General features: G+C 39.0%; 26 protein-coding genes and 1 riboswitch. Of the genes, 20 read left to right on the top strand and 6 right to left on the bottom strand.

Translation table 11 applies throughout. The features are described from left to right. Window position 1: 1 nt before the first annotated feature. Together ACM40_RS07810 and ACM40_RS07805 are read left to right on the top strand one after the other, a co-directional pair. Complete coding sequence (locus ACM40_RS07810; protein ID WP_228376156.1) at window positions 2-376, top strand: nuclear transport factor 2 family protein; 375 nt, start codon at window positions 2-4, stop codon at window positions 374-376. A 40-nt stretch (window positions 377-416) separates the two neighbouring features. Continuing rightward, a complete protein-coding gene (locus ACM40_RS07805) occupies window positions 417-1,835 on the top strand; it encodes a CCA tRNA nucleotidyltransferase (RefSeq protein WP_048502256.1) in 1,419 nt (472 codons plus the stop codon). Window positions 1,836-1,998: 163 nt separating this feature from the next. On the opposite strand, the gene ACM40_RS07800 is transcribed toward ACM40_RS07805, so the two are convergent. From ACM40_RS07800 to cdd, 3 genes are all read right to left on the bottom strand, one after another. Next, on the bottom strand, window positions 1,999-3,045 hold the full coding sequence (locus ACM40_RS07800) for a YncE family protein (RefSeq protein WP_048502862.1): 1,047 nt from the start codon (window positions 3,043-3,045) through the stop codon (window positions 1,999-2,001). A 13-nt stretch (window positions 3,046-3,058) separates the two neighbouring features. Next, window positions 3,059-4,918: a TonB-dependent receptor plug domain-containing protein gene (locus ACM40_RS07795; protein WP_117614860.1), complete on the bottom strand. Its 1,860-nt coding sequence runs from the start codon at window positions 4,916-4,918 to the stop codon at window positions 3,059-3,061. A gap of 30 nt (window positions 4,919-4,948) precedes the next feature. Continuing rightward, window positions 4,949-5,125, bottom strand: a riboswitch (cobalamin riboswitch). A gap of 157 nt (window positions 5,126-5,282) precedes the next feature. Beyond that, window positions 5,283-5,765 carry a cytidine deaminase gene (gene cdd / locus ACM40_RS07790; RefSeq protein WP_048502255.1) on the bottom strand — a complete coding sequence of 161 codons (483 nt, stop codon included), beginning with the start codon at window positions 5,763-5,765 and terminating at the stop codon, window positions 5,283-5,285. 104 nt (window positions 5,766-5,869) lie between these two features. Here cdd and namA point away from each other — a divergent pair, with 104 nt between their 5' ends. From namA to ACM40_RS07725, 14 genes are all read left to right on the top strand, one after another. Further along, entirely contained in the window at window positions 5,870-6,922 is a 1,053-nt protein-coding gene (gene namA / locus ACM40_RS07785; protein WP_048502254.1) for an NADPH dehydrogenase NamA, read from the top strand. Between the two features lie 8 nt (window positions 6,923-6,930). Further along, a complete protein-coding gene (locus ACM40_RS07780) occupies window positions 6,931-7,227 on the top strand; it encodes a DUF2752 domain-containing protein (protein ID WP_048502253.1) in 297 nt (98 codons plus the stop codon). A gap of 177 nt (window positions 7,228-7,404) precedes the next feature. Then, window positions 7,405-7,809: a type VI secretion system tube protein TssD gene (tssD, locus tag ACM40_RS07775; protein ID WP_048502252.1), complete on the top strand. Its 405-nt coding sequence runs from the start codon at window positions 7,405-7,407 to the stop codon at window positions 7,807-7,809. A gap of 158 nt (window positions 7,810-7,967) precedes the next feature. Further along, window positions 7,968-9,899, top strand: coding sequence for a type VI secretion system Vgr family protein (locus ACM40_RS07770; protein ID WP_048502251.1), 1,932 nt, complete (start codon window positions 7,968-7,970; stop codon window positions 9,897-9,899). Window position 9,900: 1 nt separating this feature from the next. Next, window positions 9,901-10,071 (top strand): hypothetical protein, encoded by a 171-nt coding sequence (locus ACM40_RS20535; protein WP_155859170.1) that lies wholly within the window; start codon window positions 9,901-9,903, stop codon window positions 10,069-10,071. A gap of 64 nt (window positions 10,072-10,135) precedes the next feature. Beyond that, the gene (locus ACM40_RS07765) at window positions 10,136-11,110 is read left to right on the top strand and encodes a DUF2931 family protein (RefSeq protein ID WP_262483711.1); all 975 of its coding nucleotides are present in this window, start codon (window positions 10,136-10,138) and stop codon (window positions 11,108-11,110) included. Between the two features lie 53 nt (window positions 11,111-11,163). Next, window positions 11,164-12,585 (top strand): T6SS phospholipase effector Tle1-like catalytic domain-containing protein, encoded by a 1,422-nt coding sequence (locus tag ACM40_RS07760; protein WP_048502249.1) that lies wholly within the window; start codon window positions 11,164-11,166, stop codon window positions 12,583-12,585. Between the two features lie 140 nt (window positions 12,586-12,725). Beyond that, window positions 12,726-13,766 carry a hypothetical protein gene (locus tag ACM40_RS07755; RefSeq protein ID WP_048502248.1) on the top strand — a complete coding sequence of 347 codons (1,041 nt, stop codon included), beginning with the start codon at window positions 12,726-12,728 and terminating at the stop codon, window positions 13,764-13,766. A 17-nt stretch (window positions 13,767-13,783) separates the two neighbouring features. Next, window positions 13,784-14,824: a hypothetical protein gene (locus ACM40_RS07750; protein ID WP_048502247.1), complete on the top strand. Its 1,041-nt coding sequence runs from the start codon at window positions 13,784-13,786 to the stop codon at window positions 14,822-14,824. A 2-nt stretch (window positions 14,825-14,826) separates the two neighbouring features. Next, window positions 14,827-15,315 (top strand): DUF4280 domain-containing protein, encoded by a 489-nt coding sequence (locus ACM40_RS07745; protein WP_048502246.1) that lies wholly within the window; start codon window positions 14,827-14,829, stop codon window positions 15,313-15,315. A gap of 11 nt (window positions 15,316-15,326) precedes the next feature. After that, window positions 15,327-17,990: an OmpA family protein gene (locus ACM40_RS07740; RefSeq protein ID WP_048502245.1), complete on the top strand. Its 2,664-nt coding sequence runs from the start codon at window positions 15,327-15,329 to the stop codon at window positions 17,988-17,990. Between the two features lie 8 nt (window positions 17,991-17,998). Further along, a complete protein-coding gene (locus ACM40_RS07735; protein ID WP_228376155.1) occupies window positions 17,999-18,814 on the top strand; it encodes a hypothetical protein in 816 nt (271 codons plus the stop codon). An 8-nt stretch (window positions 18,815-18,822) separates the two neighbouring features. Further along, window positions 18,823-19,482: a hypothetical protein gene (locus ACM40_RS07730; protein WP_131705347.1), complete on the top strand. Its 660-nt coding sequence runs from the start codon at window positions 18,823-18,825 to the stop codon at window positions 19,480-19,482. A gap of 46 nt (window positions 19,483-19,528) precedes the next feature. Beyond that, complete coding sequence (locus ACM40_RS07725; RefSeq protein ID WP_048502242.1) at window positions 19,529-20,182, top strand: hypothetical protein; 654 nt, start codon at window positions 19,529-19,531, stop codon at window positions 20,180-20,182. A 79-nt stretch (window positions 20,183-20,261) separates the two neighbouring features. Here ACM40_RS07725 and ACM40_RS07720 read toward each other — a convergent pair whose 3' ends face one another. The 3 genes from ACM40_RS07720 to ACM40_RS07710 all read right to left on the bottom strand — a co-directional run bounded on the left by ACM40_RS07720 (window position 20,262) and on the right by ACM40_RS07710 (window position 22,756). Continuing rightward, window positions 20,262-21,788, bottom strand: coding sequence for an endonuclease (locus ACM40_RS07720; protein ID WP_048502241.1), 1,527 nt, complete (start codon window positions 21,786-21,788; stop codon window positions 20,262-20,264). 256 nt (window positions 21,789-22,044) lie between these two features. Beyond that, on the bottom strand, window positions 22,045-22,572 hold the full coding sequence (locus tag ACM40_RS07715; protein WP_048502240.1) for a DUF4136 domain-containing protein: 528 nt from the start codon (window positions 22,570-22,572) through the stop codon (window positions 22,045-22,047). A gap of 1 nt (window position 22,573) precedes the next feature. Further along, window positions 22,574-22,756, bottom strand: a complete 183-nt coding sequence (locus ACM40_RS07710; RefSeq protein WP_048502239.1) for a DUF5522 domain-containing protein — start codon at window positions 22,754-22,756, stop codon at window positions 22,574-22,576. Window positions 22,757-22,797: 41 nt separating this feature from the next. On the opposite strand from ACM40_RS07710, the gene ACM40_RS07705 reads away from it, so the two are divergent. From ACM40_RS07705 to hemL, 4 genes are all read left to right on the top strand, one after another. Further along, a complete protein-coding gene (locus tag ACM40_RS07705) occupies window positions 22,798-23,124 on the top strand; it encodes a hypothetical protein (protein WP_048502238.1) in 327 nt (108 codons plus the stop codon). Between the two features lie 348 nt (window positions 23,125-23,472). Next, window positions 23,473-24,384: a 1-aminocyclopropane-1-carboxylate deaminase/D-cysteine desulfhydrase gene (locus tag ACM40_RS07700; RefSeq protein WP_048502237.1), complete on the top strand. Its 912-nt coding sequence runs from the start codon at window positions 23,473-23,475 to the stop codon at window positions 24,382-24,384. A 16-nt stretch (window positions 24,385-24,400) separates the two neighbouring features. Next, window positions 24,401-25,462 (top strand): glucosaminidase domain-containing protein, encoded by a 1,062-nt coding sequence (locus ACM40_RS07695; RefSeq protein WP_048502236.1) that lies wholly within the window; start codon window positions 24,401-24,403, stop codon window positions 25,460-25,462. 88 nt (window positions 25,463-25,550) lie between these two features. After that, window positions 25,551-26,834, top strand: coding sequence for a glutamate-1-semialdehyde 2,1-aminomutase (hemL, locus tag ACM40_RS07690; protein WP_048502235.1), 1,284 nt, complete (start codon window positions 25,551-25,553; stop codon window positions 26,832-26,834). The last annotated feature ends 36 nt before the right edge of the window (window positions 26,835-26,870 follow it).

Raw genomic sequence — 26,870 nt, 5'->3', positions numbered from 1 at the left:
TTTGCATTCTTCAACTGATAAAAGACATGCCATGAACCACCAGAAGTTTGCTGAAGAATGGATCCGTGCCTGGAATTCCCATGACCTTGAAGATATCTTGTCCCACTATACACAGGATATAGAGATCACAACTCCTATGATTGTGATGGCTACCGGAGGGAAAGAAAGTACATTGAAAGGCAAAGATGCCGTCCGGGAATATTGGAAAAAAGCACTGGATAAATTTCCTGATCTGCATTTCGATTTGATAAGCTCAACGGCAGGTGTAAATTCGGTGGCGTTGTTCTACAGATCTATTATGGATAAGCATGCTGTAGAAGTGATGTTCTTTGATGATGATGAAAAAATTAATAAAATGTACGCCCATTATGATTGATGGAAATGCATAGCTAGAAAAAGACGATCTATTTATAACGATGAAAATTAATCTTACCCAAAATAAAAATTTAAAACTGTTCAAGATCATTGCTGAAGCTGCGGAAAAAAACAGCCAGTCGGTATATATTGTCGGTGGATATGTCCGCGATCTTTTGATGAAAAGAACAGCGTCTACAGATATCGATTTTGTGACGGAGCAAAATGGGATTGAGCTGGCTCAAACCGTAGCAAAGGATATTGATCCTAAATTAAAAGTTTCGGTCTTCAAAACTTATGGGACGGCCATGATCAAATATAAAGACCTTGAGCTGGAATTTGTAGGGGCCAGAAAAGAAAGCTATACCGAGAACAGCCGTAAGCCTGAAGTAGAAGGTGGAACACTGGAAGATGATCAGAAAAGAAGAGATTTCACCATCAATGCAATGGCAATTTCTTTGAATAAGGCTAATTTCGGAGAGCTTGTTGACCCTTTCAACGGGGTTGTAGATCTGGAGAAAGGAATTTTAAGAACTCCTTTGGAACCTGCCCAAACCTATTCTGATGACCCTTTGAGGATGATGAGAGCCGTTCGTTTTGCTTCAACACTCAATTTTGTAATTGAAGAGAAATCCCTGAATGCGATCAGACAGGAAGCCGAAAGAATCAAGATTGTTTCTATGGAAAGGATCATGGTGGAATTCAATAAAATCATGATGTCTAAAAAACCTTCTGTAGGATTGGGATTAATGGAAGAAACGGGGCTTTTAAAGCTGATTATTCCTGAACTGTTAGAACTTAAAGGAGTAGAAGAGGTAGAAGGGCAGACGCACAAAGATAATTTCTATCATACTCTTGAAGTAGTTGACAATATCTCTGAAAATACAGATAACTTGTGGTTACGGTGGTCAGCACTTTTGCATGATATAGGCAAAGCGCCTACCAAAAAATTTGTTGAAGGAACCGGATGGACTTTTCACGGCCATGAGTTTTTAGGCTCAAAAATGGTGAAGACCCTTTTCCACAGACTAAAACTGCCATTGGGAAGTGATATGAAATATGTTCAGAAAATGGTAAAACTTTCATCACGGCCGATTGCTCTGATCACAGATGATGCTTCAGATTCTGCACTGAGAAGACTCCTTTTTGATGCCGGTGAAGATCTGGAAGACCTTTTTACCCTGTGCAAGGCGGATATCACAACCAAAAACTCTAAAAAACAGGACAGGTTCAAAAAGAACTTTGAATATGTAGCTGTGAAGATCAAAGAAGTTGAGGAAAAAGATCAGGTCCGCAATTTCCAGCCACCGATTACCGGAGAAGAAATCATGCAGATGTTTAATCTTAAACCCGGAAAAGAAATCGGGATTCTTAAAGAAAAAGTGAAAGAAGCCATTCTGGAAGGTGAGATCCCCAATGACAAGGAAGAAGCTGAAAAATTTGTGATTGCCGAAGCTGAGAAGCTGGGATTGAAAGCATAATTAAGCTTAGAATATATAAACGGTTACGGCGGGACAAAGTCCCGCCATAACCGTTTTACCTCTTAAATAAAATCCGGCCGCTTCTTCAAAGAAACGACCGGAAAAAAAACACAAATGATGAAAAAAAATAAAAAATTATATGATAATACCGAAGTATTAATTCTTAGTTAGGGTAAACAGAATTTGAGCCTATCCCCGAAGTAAATGATTTGATAACAGTTCCTGAAGTGTTGTAAACTACAATTTTACTGTCCTGGGTAAATCCGTTAGAATCAGACGTGAAAATTTTATCGTTGATTACGCTGAATCCGTATAAGGCAGAATAGTCATCAACACTGTTCGCTACAGTGAATAATGGTGACGAAGGAGCCGTTGTAGCGCTCATATCCATTCCGTATACTTTCTTTCCTGAAGTGAAATAGAATTTACCGTTGGAAATTTCAAGATTTTTTGCATCGGCAATCCCCGTTAAAGTAGTTGTTTTGGTGATGCTTCCTGTGCTTGATATCTGGTAGATATAAGAATTAGCGGCATCTGCAGCAACCGCGTAAACATTTTGATTGTTGGAGATGATTTTGTTGATGTTTCCGGCAGGAAGAGTGATCGTAGACTGAACCTCGTTAGTAGAAGTATTGATGTAAGTGATCTTATTTCCAAAACCGAAAGAAGCATTCTGTACAAAGATATTGTTTCCGGCTTCCACAATTCTCTCGACAGCATCCGTGAAAGCAATTTTTTTGATGAAAGAACGGTCTGAAACCCTGTAAATGCTTACAAATTTATCACCCATATATTTATCATTCGTTACATAAATATTATTGTTGGCAAAAGCCATATAGCGGGGAGAATTAAGTTCAGCGGTAATTTGGCCGTTAGCCTTAAAATTGGAACGGTTGGCAATCTGGATCTTATTAGAATTATTTAACAGCAGATAAGCATTTTCACCATTGAAGGCAATCATCTGTAGAACATCACCTAGCTTTGCACCACCGTTATTAAATGCAAAAATATTATCCTGTTTAAGGCTTAGATCTGCGCTTACAAATGTTACGTCTGCCTCGGGTTTTCCGAAAGAACCTTCATTGGCGATTAAAAAGCCGTTACCGTAGAATATTTCCTGCTCCTCAATAGTATTGTCACTGCTACAGGACACAATGCCTAGAAGAAGTGTAAAAGCAAAAAGAAGATGTAGAAGTTTTGTCAGTTTCATAATATTTTTAAGTTTAAAAATTAATTGTTGCATAAACACTGTAATTTCTCTTAGGCATTGGGTAAAGAGATACCGTCTGGTAATAGGTATCCGTAACGTTATTTACTTTAAATCCTAAAGTATATTTCTTGAAAAGCGATGCAGAAATTCCGGCGTTCAAAATAAAATAAGGATCAATTGCTGCAGATCTTTTTTCATCGGATGTTGTGTACGTAAGACCGTTGAACATCCCTTGAGCATATACTTTAAATAAAGAATAGCCGTACTCTATATTTCCTACTGCCTTGTGCATTGGAACATACATCCTCTGCATATCAGTGTCTTTGTTGATCGATTTTGAATACGTGTAGCCTCCGTCCAGCCTCAAAGCATGCTTACCGAAAGTTTTATTCCAGGTAATCTGCGATTCCAAACCATAAGATTCAACCCTGTACGTATTAAATGGTGCCCAGTAGCCAAAAGAGGTTGGAAGCCAATTGATAAGATTTTTGATGTCCATATAATAAGGGCTTAGAGAAATCTTAAAATCTCCAAAGCTGAACTCATGGTTCATATCAATATTTATAGAAGTTTCCGGAACTAAATCCAGATTTCCTCCCGGCTGCCAGTAAAGATCATTAAAAGAAGGATATCTGAAGTTTTTTGAAAAATTAATCCCCATATGATACCATTTCACTGCATTCCATTTCCCGGAAAAAGAATACAGAAGGGGAGAAGAGATATCTTCTACAAAATCTTTTTTAATTCCTGCTTCGAAACGGAGGTCTTTTGTGGCAAAATATCTGATCAGACCCGATAAAGAGCCTACATTTCTGCTGACAACCCCAATTCCGGATTGGTTATTTTTGTCCGATTGATAGCCTTCACCCTTGTTCACCTGAAATTCTCCAATTGCATTAATGTTGATCTTTGGAGTGATGAAATAATTGAAATCATTTTTAAAAATGTAATTCTTTCCGTCTGCCCCACTTGCCTTAGGCTGGTTAAGGTCCGAAAAATACTGGAAATTATCCTCCGTGTAAGCCATTTTCAGGCTGTTGGAAAGATTGCTTTTATGAATGTCCCATGCAATAAGGCTTCTTAAAGTCTGTGCTTTATATTTCGTTTTATTACCATTCAGTTCGAAAATAGGATAATGCTGGGAAGCATCAAATATCTGATTCTGCCATGAAATAGTCTGGTGGTCAGCAATTTTATATGCTACACCAATATTCACTGAGGTATTATAATATCTTCCGTTAGTATTGTGGAATCCTGTATTTCCTACCACAAATTCAGGAACCTTATAATCATTTTGGCTGGTTATATAGCTTCCCAAAACCTTTATACTTAATTTTTTATTGCTGAAACCGGCTTGTGCAAAATTATTATACGTATCAAAAGAAGCCACCTCAGAAAAAAACGAAGCTTTAAAACCCTTGTTGAAATCCAGAATATTATTTAAATGAATGCTTCCCCCGATAGCACCGCTTCCGTATACAACACTTCCCCCGCCGGCTTTTATGTCAATCTGATCATATCCGAAAAGAGGAATATTATTCACATCCCCTTGTCCTAAAAAGCTCGAGTTGATATTAATTCCGTTCCACACAAAAGCAGTCTGCTGAGCCGTTGTTCCCCGGAATGATGGTGAAGAAACAGCACCGCGGCCGTTTTCTTTAATGTAAATTGAAGACTGGAAACGTAAAAGCTCAGAAAGATTGGTCGAGTTTTTCTCAATATCTTTAGGAGTAATCGTACGGACCGGGTGAAAAAGTTTTGCCTTTTTCATCTGGCTGTCGAAAATATAAATAGTGTCAACCGCTTTCTCCTGTCCGAAAAGAAAGCTGCCAAAAGACGAGCAAAGAAGTAATAAAGACCTTTTTATATCCATACTATTTTACTTTTCCTCCGAAAGTAATCTGTTTTTAATTATAATTTTGGCAGGTCTCCTGACTTTCGCTTTCTGCACCTTCCCGTATGAACAGTGGTTTTTTGCAGAAAATCTTATTGCGATTTACAGTTGCGGGGACAGTTTGGGCATCGCACCCAATTCCCTATTATTTCCAATATGCTGGAAACCAAAATTTTTGCAAAGATAACTTTTTATATGTATTTCACAAAAAGGGTAAAATGGTAAATGACAAAAGGTAAAAGAGTAAAAAGGCAAAAAAGTAAACAGCAAAATGGTAAAAAGTAAAATAGCTGACCAATCTAATCAGCTATAATTGGCATTTTCGCTGTTTTGGCTTTTCGCCCTATAAAAATGATGAATCAAAATAAAACGGCAACAGATCTTTAATAGAATGCACCTTCACAACCTCGTCATTCATGCTTGAAAAATAAAGGTCTATGTTTTCGCTCTGTTTCGTTTCATATTCTATTAAACTTTGTCTGCAGGCTCCACAAGGGGGAATCGGAGGATTTTTTTCATGGAATTCCCTTGGCCCTCCCACTACAAAAATCTTCTTAACCTTTACATCAGGAAAATTAGCAGCCACCCAGAAAAGAGTCGTTCTTTCCGCGCAAAGTCCCGATGGATAAGCAGCATTCTCCTGGTTGTTACCTGAATAAATTTCGCCGTTTTCCAGCAGAACAGCACATCCTACAAGGAAGTTCGAGTAAGGCGCATAGGCATTTTCACGGGCCTGCTTGGCACTCTCGAACAGTTTTTTTTCTATATCGCTCAGTTCACTGCTGTTTTTAAAGTGCTCGTAACTGATCTGTATGTCTTTTTTCATATATTAGTCATGACTAAAAAAGGGGGGCTAAAAGTACTCCTTTTTCACCAATTGGACAATGTTTTTTTATTCATCCATTAAATTGAAAATTCAAAAAAAATAAAATGCTGTATACACCAATAAAATTTAGAAATGTAGAATTGAAAAACAGATGGGTAATGTCTCCCATGTGTATGTATTCCTGTGAAAATGGCATGGCCAATGATTTCCATTTTGTACACTACGGAAGCAGGTCGCAAGGAGGAACCGGACTGATCATGGTGGAAGCTACAGGCGTAGAGCCGCGGGGAAGAATCACCAACCACTGTATGGGAATCTGGAACGATCATCAGGCAGAGGAACTGAAAAAAATCGTTGATTTTGTCCATTCCCGTTCAGAAAGTAAAATAGGAATTCAGCTCGCCCATGCCGGGAGAAAAGGATCCACTTGGAATAATATACAGATTCCTGTAGAAGAAGGCTGGGAAACAGTTGCTCCTAGCAGCATTCCTTATCATCCCTCTGAAAGGATTCCCCATCCCCTCACTGTCGGCGAAATCCGGGAACAGGTGCAGAATTTTAAAGATGCAGCCCAAAGAGCGGTAAAGGCAGGATTCGATATTATAGAAATTCATGGTGCACACGGATACCTTATTCACCAGTTTTTATCACCATTATCTAACATCAGAACAGACGAATATGGAGGAAGTTTTGAAAACAGGGTCCGTTTTCTGATAGAAATTGTTGATGCCGTTAATGAAGTATTGAATGAAGATACTGCCCTTTTTGTAAGGATTTCCGGGACTGAGTATGCCGAAAACGGATGGAATATTGATGATAGTGTAGAGCTTGCTAAGGTGCTAAAAGAACATTCCGTGGATTTGGTTGATGTTTCAAGCGGGGGAAATATTCATGGAGCAAAAATACCTGTGTTTGATGGATATCAGGTTCCTTTTTCTTCACAGGTCAGAAAAGAGACTGGGGTAAGAACCGGAGCGGTGGGATTGATCACTAAGGTTGAGCAGGCCGAAGAAATATTGGAAAAAGAGGATGCAGACCTTATATTTATAGCAAGAGAAATTTTAAGAAATCCTTATATTGCTGTTCAGGGCTCATTTGAAATGAAGGCCGACTGCTTCTTTCCCCATCAATATACAAGGGCGAAAATTTCATCGTAACATAAAAAATGAAAATTGAAGACTTTATGCTCACCTGTCCCAGCAAGAAATTCCTGGGAATAGAATGTTTGGGATGTGGCGCTCAGAGGGCTATTATGCTGGTATTTGAAGGAAAATTCTCGGAAGCTTTTCATATGTACCCGGCAGTCTATACATTATTGCTGTTTTTTTTGACATTGGGTGTGAGCTTCACAGATAAAAAAAGGAAATATAGTGGTGTGTTGATGGCCTTGGTTGTTGTCAATCTGGCTATTATGGTCATATCCTATTATTACAAGCATTTTTATATTCATTCTCATGTATAAAATAAGCAGAAACTATATTTTTTTAATTATTATTTAAGATGGGTAGAAAAAAAGTCGTAGAATTACTACAAAATGTAAATCTCTCGGGTGAAAATTTTTTAAATTAGAGCATGAAGTTTATCTTTGTTAGACAAACTTTAAGAATCGTATAATCGTTAATGATTAAAATGTAAGAATATGGCAGGAAATTCAAGAGGAATCTTAAAATTCAATGGAGGCGAAGGACAAAAATTGTTAAAACTTAACTATAATGTATCAAGGTCTACAGATGTTTCAGGACGTGTAGCATCCGATCCATCGAACGCTTTGATCAAAATAACCATTGAGGCAACCGAAAAATCGGATATTCTGGAAAGTCTGTTGAACAGTAAATATAAGCCGACCAGCGGTGAAGTGACATTCAATAAATCTCATGAAGAAGGAACATTGATTACCCTGAAATGGGAAAACGGATACGTCATCCACCACGAAGTGGATTTTGATGCGATCGACAGCAACAATATGCTGGTAAGCTTTGTAGTAAGCGCAGAAAGCATTACCTATGGAAATTCACTATATGACGGGTTCTGGCCATTAAGCTAGACCCGGAATAGTACAAAATACAAAGAGACTGTCCCTCAAGACGGTCTTTTTTTACCTGTTGTGAACACTATTTTCTAGCAAGGAATCTTTGTTTATTCTCAAAAATTCCCGATTGGATGAATAATATACACATTTTAACACAAATCACTTTATAAAATATGTCTACTACACCAGAAAACTCAAGCGGAAAAGCTTTTCGACCGTCACAAAATGCAGACGGGGTAACCGAAAATCATCATGCCGGTATCAACCGTCTGGTAAAACTTTCCCTGGTTATAGAAGGAAAGATTATCAAATTTTATAAGCATTTTAAACTTAAACAAAGTACCCAGCGCCATCATGAATTTACCCTTACCCTGGCTCATGATACTTTAGGGGGCCGCCAGACCCATTCGTTGGAAGATGCCAATAAATTTCTTGGAAAACGCCTCACTGCAGTCATTTCCTATAAAGATATAGATAACAGCCCGGAAAGGACATTTGTGGGCATCATTACCGGAGTAGCTTTCAGCCAGGAAAAAATGAGCCTGGGGAATATTGTGCTTACAGGATGCAGCCCTACCATTCTTCTGGATGGTGCTTCTCATATCCAGAGTTTTGGAGGAAGCCAGCCAGTCAATATCGGTATCATTGCAGAAGAGGTTATCAAGCAGGGAATTGATAAAAGCCGCTTTGATATCAGGGTCGATGCCAATAATTTCTCGCAGATTATCTATAGCAGTCAGTACGACGAGACTCACTACAATTATCTGGCAAGAATGGCTGAAGCCTATGGTGAACAGTTTTTTTATGACGGCGAAGTGCTTCATTTCGGAAAACTTCCACCTCAGAACAAGCCGATTATCCTGACGTACGGAAGCAGTGCCAACGATATTAAAGTTGAACTGAAAGCCATCCATACCAAACCTCAGTTTTACGGCTACAACAGCAATAAAAATGAGAAGCTTACTTCCGGTTCAACGCCTATTCAGCATGTAAGTGATATAGCGAAGACAGCTTATGAGCATAACAACAGTATTTACAAGACTCCTGCGCTTCAGATAGCTCCTATCAAAGCATCCACCCATCTCGATGTGGAATACTCGCAGAAGAGTGCCTCGGGAAGTGCAGCTGTGAACGTTTTTTCCATTTCAGGAAATACAACGGTTCCATTCCTTCACCCCGGATGTATTGCAGATGTTCAGATGCGGAAGCAGGACTCCAATGAAACCTCTTATTTTACAAGAATCATGATCACAGAAGCTGAGCATGAGATCGACACTATAGGCCATTATAAAGGAAGCTTTGCAGGAATTGCAGCAGATACAGGATTCCTTCCGAGACCGGAATATAAAATCCCCAAAGCAGAACCGCAAACTGCAGTGGTAATATCCAATACAGATCCCGAAGGACAGGGCAGGATACAGGTGCAGTTCGACTGGCAGACCAGTGATACCACCCATTTTATCAGGATGATGAGCCCGGATGCGGGAGGAACGGATCAGATCACACAAAACAGGGGCTATGTCGCCATTCCCGAAGTGGGAGATCAGGTGATGGTTAACTTTGTCCACAGCCATCCGGACAGACCTTTTGTAATGGGAGGAATGTTCCACGGCGGGGTTGCTTTAGGAGGAGGTGTCAATAATCATCTGAAATCTATCCAGACCAGAAGCGGAATCAGGATTTTAATGAATGATGAAGAAGGAAGTGTGAAGATCATGGATCCGAGCGGAAACATCTATTTCATGGATGGAGCCGGCAATATAAGCATGAAAGCCCCTAAAAACTTCACGCTGAATGCCGGAGATAACATCAATATAACGGCAGGAAAAGAAATTTCGATCAGTGCAGGAGAAGGAATCAACAGTTCTGCCAATAACAGTATCATTTCTACAGCCGGAAAAGACATTGTACAGACAGCTTCAGGTGATATCCGCGAATCTTCGGACACAAGAACAGAGATGGTGGAAAAAGAATTCAGAAGACAGTCTGAAACATCCAATGAAATAGCCGGGGAAATATCCATGTTCAGCGAACTTGAAAACATGACGATGCAGAGCGGTAAGATCGTGGAATTCAACAGTGCCGAAAAATCAAAACTTTTCTGATATGGCCATCATCAAAACAGCTAAAAATATACAGATAAAAGTCACAGATTCTTATCATCTGAGTGTGGGCAAGAAAGTTGAAAAAATTGCTCAGAAAATTAATGTAGAGGCACAGAAAAATAACCTTGTTTTGGCAAGCAATAAGAAAATAATGTCTCATGGAAACAAGTAAAATAAGAATTCTTTTTCTTTTTATTATTAGTAGTTTCTCATTAATTAATTGTCAAAATAAAAAAATGGAACAGAAATACAGCTGGCTGGGAACCCTTTCGGCACCGGAGGAATACCCGATGGAAATTTATAAAGGAGCCATTATTGCAGATGACTTCACTTACAGTTTTGATGCTATCTGGGGCACACAGAATACAGGATGGGGGAATGAAGGCGGAACTATGAGTGTAGAAACCAGCCAGATGGACATTCCCAACAAACTGGAATTTACATGGTACTCTTTGGTGGAAAATAAATTCTATACTGGAAAATGGGATCTGGATAAGCAAAAAATAAAAGATTTATTTGATAAAGGCTTTATAGACCAGGATAATGGTAAGAAAACCACCTACAGTAATTTTATTGTTGGCCTTGCTCCCAAAGGGCGGGTGGTTCTTTGGATCAGCGGTCCGGGAAATCAGAAAGATGTAGGAGCTTTTCAGGCTCATGATACCATTATTAACAAAGAAAAAGCATACGAAAATGCCCAGTATATGCTGAAAGAGGGCTTTGCAGACAGAATGCTGAAAGATCCGTCTTATGAAACGTTTAAGCCTGAAATCAGAACTAAGATAGAAAAAGAAGGCTATCCTGATCCGGATATTTATGAGATATACAGGGAAAAATATAACTGGAAACCTTCAGTAATTTTGCCGGAAGGCAGCGAATGGATCGACTTCGGATTTAATAATTATAACGGTGAACAGGAAAACCTTTTCGGAGAAAACCTGACAGCAGATACTTATAAAAAAAGAGCTGTTCCAAAATTCTGCGGCTTCTACTGGAGAGATAAGAATAAAAACAGATATGCAGTATGGATAGACTCATTTGATGAGAAAGAAATATTTGAATTATTCCGGAAGCTCGGAAAAGAAAAAAATATAGATCTTACCATTAAAGTCCGTGCAGATAATACAGGAGCCAGTCTGTCCTTAAAGAGCGGAAACGAAGAACTGCCGGTTACGAAAGCAAAGATCAGGCTCTCAGATAAAATAGAGTAGATTCCGGCTGTCAAAAGTTTACAAACTATCTGTCAATAAATAAAATAAGAACCATGCACAATAATAAATTTGGAGATTATACACCGGAAATATCCAAAGAGGAAGTATTAGACATTACTCTTGGGATATTTTTTGACGGAACTTTGAATAATAAAACCAACACCACAGAAAGAAGGAACAAAACCGCAGACTATAAGAAAAACGGGGGCAAACCCAGTGATAATAACAGTTATAATAATGACTGGAGTAATGTAGCCCGTTTGTGGGATAATTACGATAAAAATTTTGGAATCTACATAGAAGGAATAGGAACGGAAGATAAAGAAGAAGATTCCATGCTTGGCTATGCCTTCGGAACAGGGGCTACCGGGATCAGAGGGAAAGTAAGAAAAGGCTGTGAAGAGATCGTAAAAAAAGTAAAAACAATCAAAAGCTCAAAAAAAGCAGATAAAATAGCTGTTCTTACCTTTGATGTTTTCGGTTTCAGCCGTGGCGCTGCAGCTGCCCGTAATTTTGCCCACGAAATAGGAAAATCAAAATATAAAGCCAGAGCAACAACCGTTTCCCATGAAGGGATGACCGTAACTTCTCACTCAGACAGTGACGGAAATGCTGTAGAAGGCGAGGAACTTCCAAAATGGGGCCATCTGGGACTCAAGCTTCAGGAGGCAGGAATTACTGTTGATGTTCTGAAGATAAGATTTCTGGGAATTTATGATACCGTTTCTTCCTATTCCAAAAACTTTTCTCCAAAACCCAATTTCCACAATGACGTAGAAGAATTGGGATTGGATGATATTGGAAGGGCACAGACGGTTATTCATTTTGTGGCAGAAAACGAACACCGCGAAAATTTCGACCTTACCAATGTAAGCGTAGGAATAGAAAAAATATTTCCGGGAGTGCACTGCGATGTAGGCGGAGCTTATGAAGACGGTCCGGAAATATGGGAAGAGGTGGAAACTTCCTGGACAACCAGCACAAAATTAAAAGCATTACGGCAACAGCTGATCAATGATGCATGGTATACGGATGAAGAACTTACCATTACCCCGGGATTTTACCTGTCATTAAGAGGAGAACGTAAATTTTTGAAAAAGGCATATAGTTTTATTCCTTTGCATTTTATGGCAGAGCATGGCGTTCAGAAAACAGTTCCCCTTAAAATAAAAAAACTGACCGACGAAACCTATTCCATTTCATCAGATGAATTGCTGGTAAGAGTGAAAAACCGTTTAAGGCCCTATGCGATGGCAGATGGAAAGCAATATACCTTTAAAAGATATCATGATCTTAGGGTCGCTTACGGTGGAGCATCCATACCGGAACAGAAATATGCAGACTATCAGAGAGAAATGAAAGAACAGGAAGACCTGAGAACGCTTAGGAACAAATACCTGCACTGGTCGGCAAGAAGAGAAGGCATAGGAATGGATCCTACCTCTGACAGGGTAAGAGTGATCCATGAAGGATAAGACTTAAAAATTATAGTTTCATTTTTTAATAAAAATAAAGAACAGAATTACAGATTGAATATTGATCCTTGGGTATTGTCCTGATGATCATTATATACAAATAAGACATTCTGATAAAGAATACTGATGCCAGATTGCTTATGCAGAAATTTAACATACATACCGTCCAGAAAGGAGAAAGCTTAAAAAGTATAAGCCAGTTGTACAGCCTGGATGCTGGTGCCTTAAAGTTATTTCACAATAACCACTGCGACGTGAAAGATATGATCCTGATCGAGCTTACAGGACAGAAAGAGCTCTTTCTGCCGAGAACTGTGGTGACCGATAAAAACAGGTTGGTAAAGTTCGGGCGGGGCAACAGCTTGATCTTTCAGCCGGAAAATTCATTCGGCAGGTATGGAACGACCATAACAATTGAAAATGATGATCATAAAAACGAACTGAAATATGAAACGTCAGTACGTTGGCTGAAAAAAGAGAAGCAGCTTCATTTTTTTGAAATAGACAGGACTTCCAATCTGTATCTGAACGAAGAAGAAGTCAATGAAATAGCCGATCTTCTGGCCTATAAAACTTCTAAAGTCTTATACCCGTTACAGATCAGCGTAGATGAAAAAGGGAAATTTAACGGCATAGAAAACCTTTCCATATTTAAAGAAAGATGGCCTGCCATAAAAGAGGAAATATATAAAGAATTTGATGGTGAAACGGTAGACACCTACTGCGGAAAGATAGAAAAAGTAATCAACGAGCCTGACGCGATAAACCTTTATCTGAAAAACGATTATTTCATCAGAACATTGTTTTTTGGAGCCTATCAGAGTTTCGGGCAGGATTATGAAACAGAGATAACAGCAAGTTTTCCTGTTGTAGATAATCCGGTAGAACCCCAATATAAGATAAGACTTGAAGTCGATCCGCTAAAAGGAGAATCAGGCCTGGTCAATATAGAAGGAGAGGGGAGATTGAACGACGAAAGAAGCATTTATGATTTTATAAACAAAGCCCCTTTTTCAATGATCATTGAAGACAGTCCGGTAATGAATCACGAAGGCAGTTTCAGGGCAGTATATTACCTGAACGGACAGAGTTTACTTATAAAATCAATGTATTTAGAATGTGATATACAACTTGAGAAGAAAAAGAAAATATCAGTTGTCATTGCGGCACTGACCGAGTAATTTAAAAAACTAATGCAATGAAAATTAAACTAAATCATAAATTTTTCATCCTTGTTTTTATATTAAGCTTCAGCCTGTATTTCGGGCAGAAAACAGAGTTTAACATCCCTAAGGATATCGAAACCTTACAAAATACAATCTTCTATTTTCAGAATGATTATACCAGGGATGAACCAAAAGCTGCCGCTGCATCCAACAGCGATTTCTCAACCACTGTTGATCTCTATAACCTGAAATATGATGGAGCTTCCAAAAACCTTTACCTGGATCTGGCATTAAAAAGTGGAGCCAAACCCAAGCAATTTATTCAACAGGCCATCTGGACTGTCAATATGAAAAAAGTGTCTTCAAAAAACACGAAAGTCACGGTTTATCTTGAAAGATTGATTCCGGACAGCTGGTCAAAAAAAGAGGTTGATACGAAACTCACCAAATCTACAGGAAAACTGGAACAGGAGATCAAAGAATTTCTTATCAACTATAAACCGTCTGAGGCTGCAGAGGGAGCGGAAGCAGCAGATGCATCATCAGCTGAAGCAGCCACTACCTATTCAGATGCTCCGACCCTTGCCGCGGAAGAAGGAACCTCAAAGCAGAAAAAAACATCCAAAAACCTTCAGAATTTATTCAGTAAAAAACAGTTTATTACGCTGCCTGCCACATCTGCTGTTTTTACAAAGCTTTTACAGACAGATCCCAGCGAGCTGGAATGTAAAGACTGCAAAAACGGTCAATATTCCAGTTGGGATTTTGATGATTTCAATATGATCTACGCCAATATGAACGATGGACGGGAATATTATGCCATTCAGTATTACGGCAGCGATATGGTTTCCGGGTTACCGTATGGACTCGTATTCAACGACAGCTCACCATCTGAATGTAAGCAGAAATTTGCACGGTACAATGCGAAGCTCTACCAAACTACGGTTGATACCAATGAAAACACATCCAGTGCATTAACGGTTGTTACCTTTAAAATGAACTCCTCTTTTGTCCGTCTGGAATTCGGGAATCAATATTTAACCAGACTTGTAATTTCAAATAAAGAATTTTAACCATGGCAGAAAAACATATTGTAGTACAGGGTGCTCTATGCAAATGCCAGTTCGGACAAATGCCGGACAAGCTCAAAGTGCTCTCACACCAGAAAGAATACGCCAATGATAAGGATGCATCCAAAAAACTGATCGTTACCACGAAGGAGATAGGAGCAGCCACATTCGAAAAAAATACCTTCGGAAACTGTATAAAAATGGGAACTCCGCCGCCACCCTGCAAGATCATGGTAACAGAATGGAAAGATTACTACGAAAAAGTACAGCTCAACAATGGCGGATATATCATCGTGGAAACAAGCAAAGCTGTCTGTGCCATTGCCGGAACACCATGCATTGAGATCATAGATCACGGGCAGAGGACTGAAGGCAGTCCGCAGAATTTTAAGAATGCTGATAAAGACGTACAGCAGCAGATCAATCCGTTGGTGGACTCTGAGGAAATGTATAATGAACAGCCTGACTATGGTGGGCAGGATGCTACAATCTAAATGATAAAGAAATGGCAAAAGGCGTAAAAAAAATAAAGGTTACAAAAGGTAATTATTATCCCAAAATGTCTGTTCCGGGTCAGAGAGTTACCATTGTGCCCAATCAGGAAGTGACTTTTCAGGTTGATGAATGGCTGCCGGGCACCACTGCTGAAGATAAAAAGAAACCTGTTATCTGGATGAGGCAGACCAATGACCGCAAAATTATCATCTACCAGGCTCCATCCACTACAGGCTATAAATTCAAAATTGACAAACAATACTGCGGAAGCTATCAGTTCTACATCGAAGCCAGTTTTTCAGGTAAACGGGATACCAAAAACAATACAGGTATTTATGTAAAAGGCTGGTGCGAACCCAAAATTATTACCAGCAAATGGACTACCCAGAGAGGAAGTAAAAACAGCATCAAAAACCAGGATAAAAACAAGTTTATTTCCTACGGTCATATTGTTTACCTTAACCTTACAACGGAAGGCCTTAACGGAAATACCGTAACAGTGGAGCTTTGGAACCAGCAGACTGCAAAGGCAGACAAGCTGGTCCATGTATACAATAATGTACAGGTTATAGACGGCGAGGTTAATTTAAAAATAGAAAATACCTATTCCTGGATGGCTCATGTAGACAACATCCAGAATGTTGAAGAATTTTACATCAAAGTAAAAGATTCAGCATCCAAAAAATACATTAAAGATAATCTCGGTGATGACCTTCACGGAATCTATCTGAATGTAAAAAATAAAGTAATTACCACCAATGCCAATGTAAGCAAGAACCAGACTCCTACCAAAGTTTATAAACCGGACGTAAATTCCGTTCGTCAGGAGCCTTGTAAATTCGAAGTCATTAAGATCACAGAAAGTGAAGTGAAAGACGGGAAAGCAAGTAATACTACGGTCAAGATTTTCGACAATGGTATGGGAATAAGAAAAGTACAGTCTGCTGCCCTTCAGGAAAAGATCGAGAGAACCATCTATTATAAATTTGATTCAACGGTAATAGACAAAAACGGGGAAGCCATCCTCAATAATGTGCTTAAATTTCTTCTTGAGCATAAAGATTCTACCATGAACCTTAGCGGATATGCCTGTGTGATAGGAAAACAGAATTACAATAAAGGGCTGTCCCAGAGAAGAGCAGATGTGGTCAAGAAATTTTTTGCAGACGGAGGCCTTGATCCCAGAAGGATCATTTCTGTCGGGAAAGGAGAAATAGACCCTACCGATGATAAAATGGGCAGGGACAACGTAAAATATAAAAATGAAAAAGACTACGAGAATAACAGAAGGGTAGATATATCTTTTGTATTCAATGCCCATGATGCCCAGACGATAAATTATGAAGTCGTAGCCCCTACCGAATCCACAAAGAAAGAACTTACGATAGATATTGCAGGATTCGAGACTAATGAATGTTTCCGCGACAGCAAAAACAAGCATAAAAAGCAGAACCTCATGGTTGATGTGGGACAGTCCATTGATGCCGGAGATACGAAGCAAACCTTTGCCACACCGTCTTTCAGGTACAAAGTCTATTCCAATATATCAAGATTGAATGTGGCCCCTGTACAGTATATCTGGCCTTCGGCTACCAATCCGAACCAGTTTCATATGCATGTTCACAGCTGCAGATATTTCAGCAATGAAAAAAGAACTACGGTTTTAATCAAAGCATATCCCGATATCAAATGGGAACTGGCGCTGGAATTCCAGGTCAATGTTTCCAACTATAAAGCGGCCAACATGCCGCCGGGAAATATCTATGCCAAGCATCAGGAGAAATCCAGACAGGCCGGTTACAAAAGATACCGCCTGAACGAAACCGGAAAAGTCCCGATTTCCATAGGGGTAGGACTATCCGCAGAATGGGATGCCGGCAGAGAAAAAAGAAGCTTCACCAATGAGTTTTCAGATAAAATAGAGCTCGTGGCAAAGATGATTGCCACTGCCGTAAATATCGTTCAGAATGCCATCAACTACGCTCAGAGTGCTGCAAAAGAAACAGCAATTCCTGTCGGTTTTAATGTAAGATATCCCAAGTTTACAGTAGTAGGAAAGTGGTATCTGGAGAGAATCAATGAGCGGGCCAATCTGAGTGTGATAGGGGAAGTTGGTTTTGGTTTCAAACCTTTGATAGGAGCTGAAGTTGTCATTGACATCATCGGGGCGGCAATTGCCGTAGCTTCTTACGGAGCAACCGGAAACCCTGCCGCTGCCAGGATTATTAATAAATTCAGAGGCGGATTGGAAAAACTGGGCGCTTCGGTTACCTTTACGGCTACATTCTACGGCGAGCTGGAAATGATGGTGGATGCCCTGAAAATAGATAGCATCAACGGCATCAATATGCAGGGTAAAACTACTATTGGCGGAAAAATGGGAGCTACCATAGAACTCAGTGTCAGCGTCGAGGTAGGAACTGTAAAAGGGACAAAAGTAAAACCTATTGCCACATTTAAAGCCGCTGCCAAAGCAGATTCCTATTTTGGAGGAGATTTTGTCATAGATTCAGATACAACAGGACTATTTATCCAGCCGATTCTGAAGTTTTCCGGAGTGGTTCTTTCCGTAGAGATAGAAGGCGAAGTAGGCTGGTGGAAAAGTAATTTCAAAGTGGAAGAAAAGGTGATCAAAGAAGAAACCTACTATATGGATAAAAAATATTTAACTTAAATTCAGGTATGCATAATTTTAAAAAACCATTATACTCCGTATATCCGAGAATGTACTGCTCAGGAACCATCTATGTGAATGATGTTCCCGTTATAGACTGGTACGGAGATGAGACTAAAGAAGGAGGGTTCGGAGGAGATACCATGATCAATCAGGCCCTGCTGCAAAGCGGGAAATACCAGGTGGTCGGGAAAATGTATCCGCGTTTGGGGAAAAATGTTTTAGATGAAGATGATACCATGTCCGTGGATTTCTTTTGTGCAGATTTAGATAACTGGAAAGCCTCCCGTTTTGCCTTTCACCCTAAAATGGAATCTCCATGGGACGGACTTACAGAAAATGTCAGCCATCCCACTTTTACGGTTGCCGGTGAAATAGAAGTGGAACTCCCTTTTGTATTGGACGGCTGGCAGCATTCCGTGGATTTCAAGGACATGAAAAAAGAAGACCTTTTCAGCGATGTTCTGAAATATTACAGGCAGATACGCGCTGTGCTTGTTGAGCATAATGTCGGGAAATACCTGGAAATGTCGCAGGACAAAATGAAACTTCAGGAGCAGGCTTTATACTATACCGAAGACCGGAAAAAAAGATTTTTAGACAGTGCCGGTCAGTTGTTTGGTCAGAATTTAGCTGTAGAAGAGCTTAATGAAGCCGATCTGCATCTGGAGATCATGGGTTATGGTAAATTGGTAAGACTCATGAAAAAAGACGGATCCCAGCCGCTTCAGTTCAAAAGTCCGGACCTTGAAAAGCAGGGCAACATCGAAATGGAGGTCAAGCTTCATATGAGAACAAAAGAAAAAGGATTTAGTATTATTTAAATTCCCTGATGATGACTTTTTTTGGAGGTTTAATTGCCGTGGTCGTTTTGCTTTCCGTGTTCTTAGGATACAGGATTTTTTCAAAAATTTCGGATCAAAGGAATCATTCCGGAAAAACAGGAGGTGTTCTTGAGAAGACCTTTCTCTTTCTTTTTATTTCGTTAATAATGGTTTCCGTAAATGCACTGACATTTATTCTATCCTATACCTTTTTTTGGGAAAAGGCCTACAGAACCTTTGATGAGCCACAGTACACAGCAACCGTTGTAGGCTATAAAAAAGAAATCACAAAAGCTAAAAGCTTTCCAAGTTCTTCTACCTACAGTGACAAGGCAATCTTTTTTCCAAAAGTGGAATATACGGATGCAAACGGAAAAAAAATAGTAAAGACACTCGATATTACAAGCAATAACCCACCGGAATTAGGGGAAAAAATAAAAATTACAGATGCTAAAGACCGTGACACAACCAATGCTGTAGAACTGGATTGGATAATGTTTGCAGCCGGATGTTTTTTCACAGGAATTGCAGCTTTTTTTGCGGCATTGCTCTCCACTTACAGTACACCATACCCCATGAAGAAAAGAGTAGCATGGTCTTTGGGAGCTGGAGCAGCTCTTACATTGATCAATATATTTTGTATAGTATTCATATATTTGAAACAGTAAGTCTGTCATCAGGCGAATGGCATTAATAATCAAAATATAAAGTATTATGAAAAAAGGAAAGTTTTTAATATTGATTTTCGTTGTATTGATCAATATATGCTGCGGAAATAAATCATTTGACCTTTCGTCCGTCTCCTTGGGAGAAGATGCAAAGAAGTATGATTTTGAAAATAAAGATCTGTTTCTGAAAGATAAAGGAAGCAAACCCGATGTAATACAGTATTATGCAGACGAAAACAAGGGCTTGATGTATAGCAGCATTCCTTTGGATAACACAATGGGAACAAGAATTACCGTATATAAAGGAAAAGTAGGAGCGATTGATACCAATGCCGCCGAAAAATATTCATTAGAATTTCTTGAAAAGATAACCGCCAAACATGGCAAGCCTACAGCTACAGTAACAGATAAAGCAACCGTAGATGCCAGGCTTGTAAAGCCGATTTTTGAAAAGCTTAAAAAAGTTTCACCCGATAAAGTGTCATGGAACCAGGGCGAAAAAAACGCTTTTACCTATCCCACTTCTTTTTTCTGGGATGATGGGAAAAATTATTCAATCCTGAGTATTTCCATTGAAGACGATGGAAGGATCAGAAATAAATATGTTACCGTTACCAAAGATGCATACAGAAATAATGCTGTTTTTGGATTACAATATCCGACTCCTCAGGGATCTCCATGGTATAATTACATGAAATAAAAGAAAAATAAATTATCCCAGTAAAAAATAAAAGCCGGCTCAGGAATATTGAGCCGGCTGTTTATTGTTATTACAATTATTATTTCACAATAAACTTCAAAGGAGTCTGGTCAAGCTTTAAAATATAAATTCCCTGTTCAAGATTTCTGATCTTAATAGAATTTCCGTTTTTAAAAGGACTGTTAATCGTCTGAAGCGTTTTACCCTGAAGATTATAAATTTCTGCCTTTTGGATGTTCTGCGTATCACCCTTTACAAAAATTTCCTGTCCGGAGATCGGGTTAGGATAAACCTGAAGTTCCTGAATGGTAATTTCATTAGCTGATATTCCCTGGGCCTGTCTGGCTGTTCCTGAATAACACGTCCATTTAAGGTCGTCTATAGCTACTCTGTTGCTCGATGAGGTGTTCACGAGACTTACTGTAACGTTTCCTGAAATATTGATGTTATTGATCGTCGTTGTTGCCGCAGTAGCTCCGTAAGGTATTGTTCCTACTGTTGTTCCGTTTACTTTTACATCAAATGTCCCGTTGCTTCCTGAAAACTTAAGCTGCGTAGTCACCGTTAGTGATCCGATGCCGTTAGCTGAGCTTCCTGAAGTTAAAGAACCGTTTCTTACCGTAATAGCCTTCGTGTTGATCGTCTGATCCGTTCTTGCATCTGTGGCTGTCCATGAAATGCCATTGGCCGACCATGTTCTCGTGGTATAAGAAGCTTCGGCAGCAGGAATCGTTTCAAAAGCTTCATTCACACAATTCGTTCCAGGGTTGGTAGGGGTTCCCGGATCGGTAGTTCCCGGGCTTGAACCCCAGATCTGATTAACATAATTGGGATTATCTATGAAAGGATTTCTGTTCCCCTGATAAGTATAAGAAGCATTGTTCCTGTTGATCTCAGCCTGTGAAACAGGATCCTGAGCATGCCATGCCAGAAGAACATTCAGTTCCCAGGTCTGAAGTCCAGGAAATGTAGAGCTTCCCAGCATATTTCCTGAAGAAAAAGTAGAAAGCTTGCTCTGATAACGGGTTACGAAATAAAAAATCATTCTTGCCACATCGCCTTTAAACTCATCGATCGGTTCAAAAACGGTCCCGGAATATCCTGAAGATGAAGAACTGCCCAGTTTTGAGCCGTTCAGGGAAGTAAATGTTGCCGAACCTACTTTTCCGAACGGATAATTACTTCTCATCCCATTTACTTTTCCGTCTGTAGCTCTGATAAAATGAATATCCGAAACCATTGGTGCCGCCTCACTGAATAAACTTTGAGGAACAATATGCTCCCTGTTATAGCAATTGCCTTCCGTAGAGTAGGTTCCGCACTGGTTCGTACCTGGTGTATATTTGTAAGGATCGGTTCCTGAAGGTCTCTCTGAATAAATATCCATAATTGAACCGTCATTTTCATAGTTCTTATCGATATCAGTGGTTTTATAACCTGTCCAAAGCCCATTGTAACCTTTGTCCTGATGTCCGTTGGTAATTATAGAACTTAATGCCGTTTTCAGCGCAGCACCGCTCAATCCGTTTGCCGAATTGTAATAACCTGCAGGAGCCTGGGCATTAGCGAACCCCGCTATTACAGTACATAAGATAAGTTTTTTCATACTAATAAAATTTCTGTAAGAATACTATATTTTCACGAATAAAAAATTACATTATTGTTAATTTTGAAATGTACAGCATGCAGTTTGGCTAAAAACTGGAATAGATCATATGAAATGCATAAATATTTTAAAACTGCTAAGAAAGGATAGGTATTTAAGATGAATGAATGTAATGGTTAAAATGTTTTTTAGCAATAAAAAATCCGGTACAGAAAACCGTACCGGAAGATATATATGATAATTGATTTAAATCAGTTTATTTTCTCTGAGGAGGATAATTTTTCATGATCTCGGCCATGATCTCAGGAATCTGTCTCTGTTTGGCTTTAGGAGAATCTACGGAAATTCCACTTCCGATACCCTGCCAAACCAGTTTGTTGGTTTTAGAATCGATCAGGTCTACGATCAGTGCACCTTCATTATAATTGCTGGTCCATGTTCTGCTCATGCCTACACCCCATCCGAAAGGGCCACCCCATCCCCACATTCCGTAAGGCGAATTGTTGGTAATATCCGTAACCTTTTTATGATTGGCTTTTACATTAACGATCAGATCAGGATTTTCTCCGGACTGAAGCCCTTTGCTCTGCAGCTGTCTCGATAATTCGTTTAAAACCCTGTCTTTATCAATATCATTCAGTTTCAGATCGTCAATTCTGATTTTGTATGTTTTGTAAGTTGTAAAATTAGCTGTTTCAGCATAATCTGAACGTACCTGAAATGGACTGCACGATGTAAGGCCTAATGCAGCCGATGCCAACAAAATAAAAATATATTTTTTCATTTTATTTATTTTTTTTATCGTTTTTAATAAATGTATCAGTCTTTTTATCGTACCCGTAAGGACAGTGCCTGCAGCCGCTTTTACAGCAATATCCCCTTTTCAGATGGAATTTTTCCGTAAAAACCTTGTACCCCTGTTCATTATAGTAAAAGTCTTCACCTTCTTTGATGTCATATTGGGCCATAAGTTAAATCGCTAAGTCAAAAAAACTTTATATTTGTTAGTATGATAATTATATGCCAAAAGCCATTAAAAAGATTAAAAATCAATGGCATTGCTCTCTTTCCCTTTATCTTCATTAGGAAACCCGAAGATAAGGAAAATAAAATACTTATCAATCACGAAAAAATCCATTTGAGACAGCAGCTCGAAATGCTTGTTATTTTCTTTTATATTTTTTATGTCATCGAATATTATTACTGGGTTTTCAAGCTGAAAGACGGTTTTCTGGCCTATAAAAGAATCTCGTTTGAAAGAGAGGCGTATGCAAAGGAAACAGATATGAATTACCTGAAAAAAAGGAAATTCTGGAACTTCAGGAAGTATTTGTAAAGATAAAAGATAAAAGATAAAAGATAAAAGATAAAAGATAAAAGATAAAAGATAAAAGATAAAAGATTTTTATTAAAATTCAATAAGAGTGGGCTTTAGCCCGCCTTCAAAAAAATCATTCTATCAGGCTTTAGCCAAAACCTAAGTAAAAAACAAATTTCACGAATAATCACGAAAATATTTAGAGGCTAAAAAAAATGAATCAGAAATTATTTCCAAAATTCGTGTAAATCCGTGTCATCCGTGTTTAAATTTAAATTTAAATTCTTCTATCTAAACCCGAAAAAAAACCTATAATTCACTAAAAAACAAATCACTAATTTTGCAGATAATAGTTAAACCATAAAAATGCTATTAACAGCCCCGGCAGAAGCTATTCCCGTTCAGGAAATATCCGTTCATCATAAAAATATAAAACTCTTTATCAAAAGAGAAGACCTTATTCATCCCCAGATCTCAGGAAATAAATACTGGAAACTATTTTATAACATCAACAACTATCTTGAGAAAAATCCTGAAAATCCTTATATCATTACTTTCGGGGGAGCATTTTCCAATCATATTGCTGCCGTTTCTGCGGTAGGAAAGTTGTCCGGTATTTCAACATTAGGAATTATCAGGGGAGAAGAGCTGCAGGATAAATGGAGGGATAATCCAACTCTTCTGCTGGCCAAAAGAAACGGAATGAACCTGAAATTTGTCACGCGTGAAGAATACCGGCATAAAGAAAAACTCACCGAATTTCTGCACAAAGAATTCCCCGATGCGCTGATTGTTCCCGAAGGAGGAACTAATAAAGAGGCCATAGAAGGCGTTAAAATGATGCTCAATGACCAAACAAAAGATTTTGATTATCTTTGCACCGCAGTCGGAACCGGAGGAACAGTTGCCGGAATTGCAAAGTTTTGTGAAGAAAATCAGAAAGTTATAGGATTTAAGGTAGTTGATGATGCTTCACTAGGGAATAAAATCTCAGAATTAACTTCAGGGCGTAATTTTAATCTAATAGATTCATGTTTTGGAGGTTATGGTAAAATAAAAGATGAAAACATCCGTTTTATCAATGAATTTAAAGAGAAGTACGGTATTCCTTTGGAACCGGTGTATACAGGAAAAATGATGCAGAAAGTTTTCGAACTGATAGATGAGGGTTACTTTCCTGAAAATAGTAGGGTGTTGTGCTTTCATACTGGCGGACTGCAGGGTATAGAAGGAGCCAATCTGCTTTTGGAAAAACAGAATAGAAATTTAATTATATAAGTAAAAATTGAAAAACATGAAAAGACTTTTCTCAATCGTAAGCCTTTTAGTTTTATCAACATTCTCGGCCCAGACTTGGGCTACTGAAGACCAGTACATTCAGAAATTCGCTAAATATGCGGTAGAAGAAATGGAAAAATACAAAATTCCGGCCTCTATCACATTAGCCCAGGGACTCCTGGAGACGGGAGGAGGGCAGAGCAGACTGGCTCAGGAAGGTAAAAATCACTTCGGTATAAAATGTAAGGAAGATTGGACCGGAAAAACCATGAAGCATACAGATGATGCTCCCAATGAGTGTTTTAGAGTATATGATGATCCTAGACAGTCTTACGAAGATCATTCCATATTCCTGGCCACAAGAAAATATTATACCAATCTTTTCAATCTGGATATGAAAGATTACAAAGCGTGGGCCTATGGACTTAAAAAGGCAGGTTATGCAACCAACCCACGTTATGCATCAATCCTCATTGGTAAAATTGAGAGATACAGACTTTATGAGTATGACAATACCAATTCCAGAGAAGTCCTGTATGCCGTTCTTAAAATGTATCCTGATCTGAAAGACGACAGAACATTTATGGCTCAGCTTGAACCTTCTAAAATGACGGTTAAAAAATCTAAAGATCCTGTTACTGTTGAGGTTCCATATAAGCAGACCTCTTATGCCCAGCAGCAGAAAAGAGTGGAAAGAATCAAAACAAAAGCTGAGATTCTTAATTCAATTCTAATCAAAAGCCACCCGAACGAAGGCTTAAAATACATTGTTATTCCCGAAGATACTACTGTAAAATTCATTGCCAATAAATTCAAAATAAGCGAAAGCAGGCTGGCAAAATGGAATGAGCTGGATAGTGATGTTCTGAAGAAAAATGACATCGTTTTCCTTGAATCTAAAAATTCAGCAGGTAATACTGCCACTTATACAGCCGAAAACGGTGAAGATATGCATGATATCGCCCAGAAATTCGGAATCAAATTAAATAAATTATACGCAAAAAACAGAATGGACGAAGGACAGAAACCTTCTGCCGGCCAGCTGATTTATTTGATTGATAAAAAACCAAGAAACTAATTCAATAGTTGCTAGTTGTTGGTTATCAGCTGACAGTTTAATGTTTACTGATGAAAATCAATTAGCAGCCATCAACGATCAACAATAAATGAAATACCAAAGAAGTTCGGCTTTATTTGATGAAGCCTACAAATACATCCCGGGTGGGGTAAATTCTCCCGTGCGTGCTTTCAAATCCGTAGGAGGAGTGCCTGTATTTATGAAATCTGCAAAAGGAGCTTACCTTACCGATGCGGATGACAATACGTATATCGATTACATCAATTCATGGGGCCCGGCTATTTTAGGCCACACCCATCCAGAAGTTTTGGAAGAACTGAAGATCCAGGCTGAAAAAGGCTTCTCTTTCGGAGCACCTACAGAACTGGAAACAGAAATTGCAAAGTTCATCATAGAAAATGTTCCTAATATCGACCAGATCAGAATGGTTTCTTCAGGTACGGAAGCCTGTATGAGCGCTGTAAGGCTGGCAAGAGGATATACAAAGAGAGATAAGATTATTAAGTTTGAAGGCTGTTATCACGGTCACTCAGACTCATTCCTGATCAAGGCAGGAAGTGGAGCCGCCACTTTCGGAAATCCGAATTCTCCGGGAGTAACAGAAGGAACGGCTAAAGATACCCTTCTGGCCCGTTACAACGATTTTGAGCAGGTAGAAGATCTGTTCCGCCATAATCAGGGTGAAATTGCAGCCATTATTATTGAACCTGTTGCCGGAAATATGGGTTGTGTGCTTCCTGAAAATAATTTCCTTCAAAACTTAAGAAAAATCTGTGATGAAAACGGGGCTTTATTGATTTTCGATGAGGTAATGACCGGTTTCAGACTTGCTTTCGGAGGTGCGCAGGAACTGTATAATGTAAAAGCGGATCTGGTTACTTACGGGAAAGTAATCGGCGGAGGTCTTCCGGTAGGAGCTTTTGCAGGAAGAAACGAAATTATGGATCACCTGGCTCCGAAAGGCGGAGTTTACCAGGCCGGAACATTAAGTGGAAATCCATTAGCCATGCGAGCAGGATTGAAAACTTTACAGCTTATTAAAAACGATCCTGAATTCTTTAACAGGATCAATAAAACTGCTGAAACACTTGATTTCGGTATAGGTAAAATTCTGAACGAAAAAGGAATTCCCCATAAAATCAACAGAAAAGGATCCATGATGTCTGTATTTTTCCATACCAACAGAGTATCGGATTTTGATGAAGCTGCGGCTTCCAATCATTCCCTTTTCAATAATTTCTTTCACCAGATGCTTCAGAACGGAATATACCTTCCGCCAAGTGGTTACGAAACCTACTTCATCAGTGATGCCATCAAGGATAAAGAAATTGATATGACGCTTGAAGCGGTAAGGAAATTTGAATATTCTTAAGATATAAAAGATAAATTACTATAAGACCGGATTTTA

Origin of the sequence: Chryseobacterium sp. BLS98, from assembly GCF_001045445.1 — a bacterium.
Classification (GTDB): domain Bacteria; phylum Bacteroidota; class Bacteroidia; order Flavobacteriales; family Weeksellaceae; genus Chryseobacterium.
The sequence above is the reverse complement of the archived record's forward strand: the minus strand, read 5'-3'. Positions and strand labels throughout refer to the sequence as shown.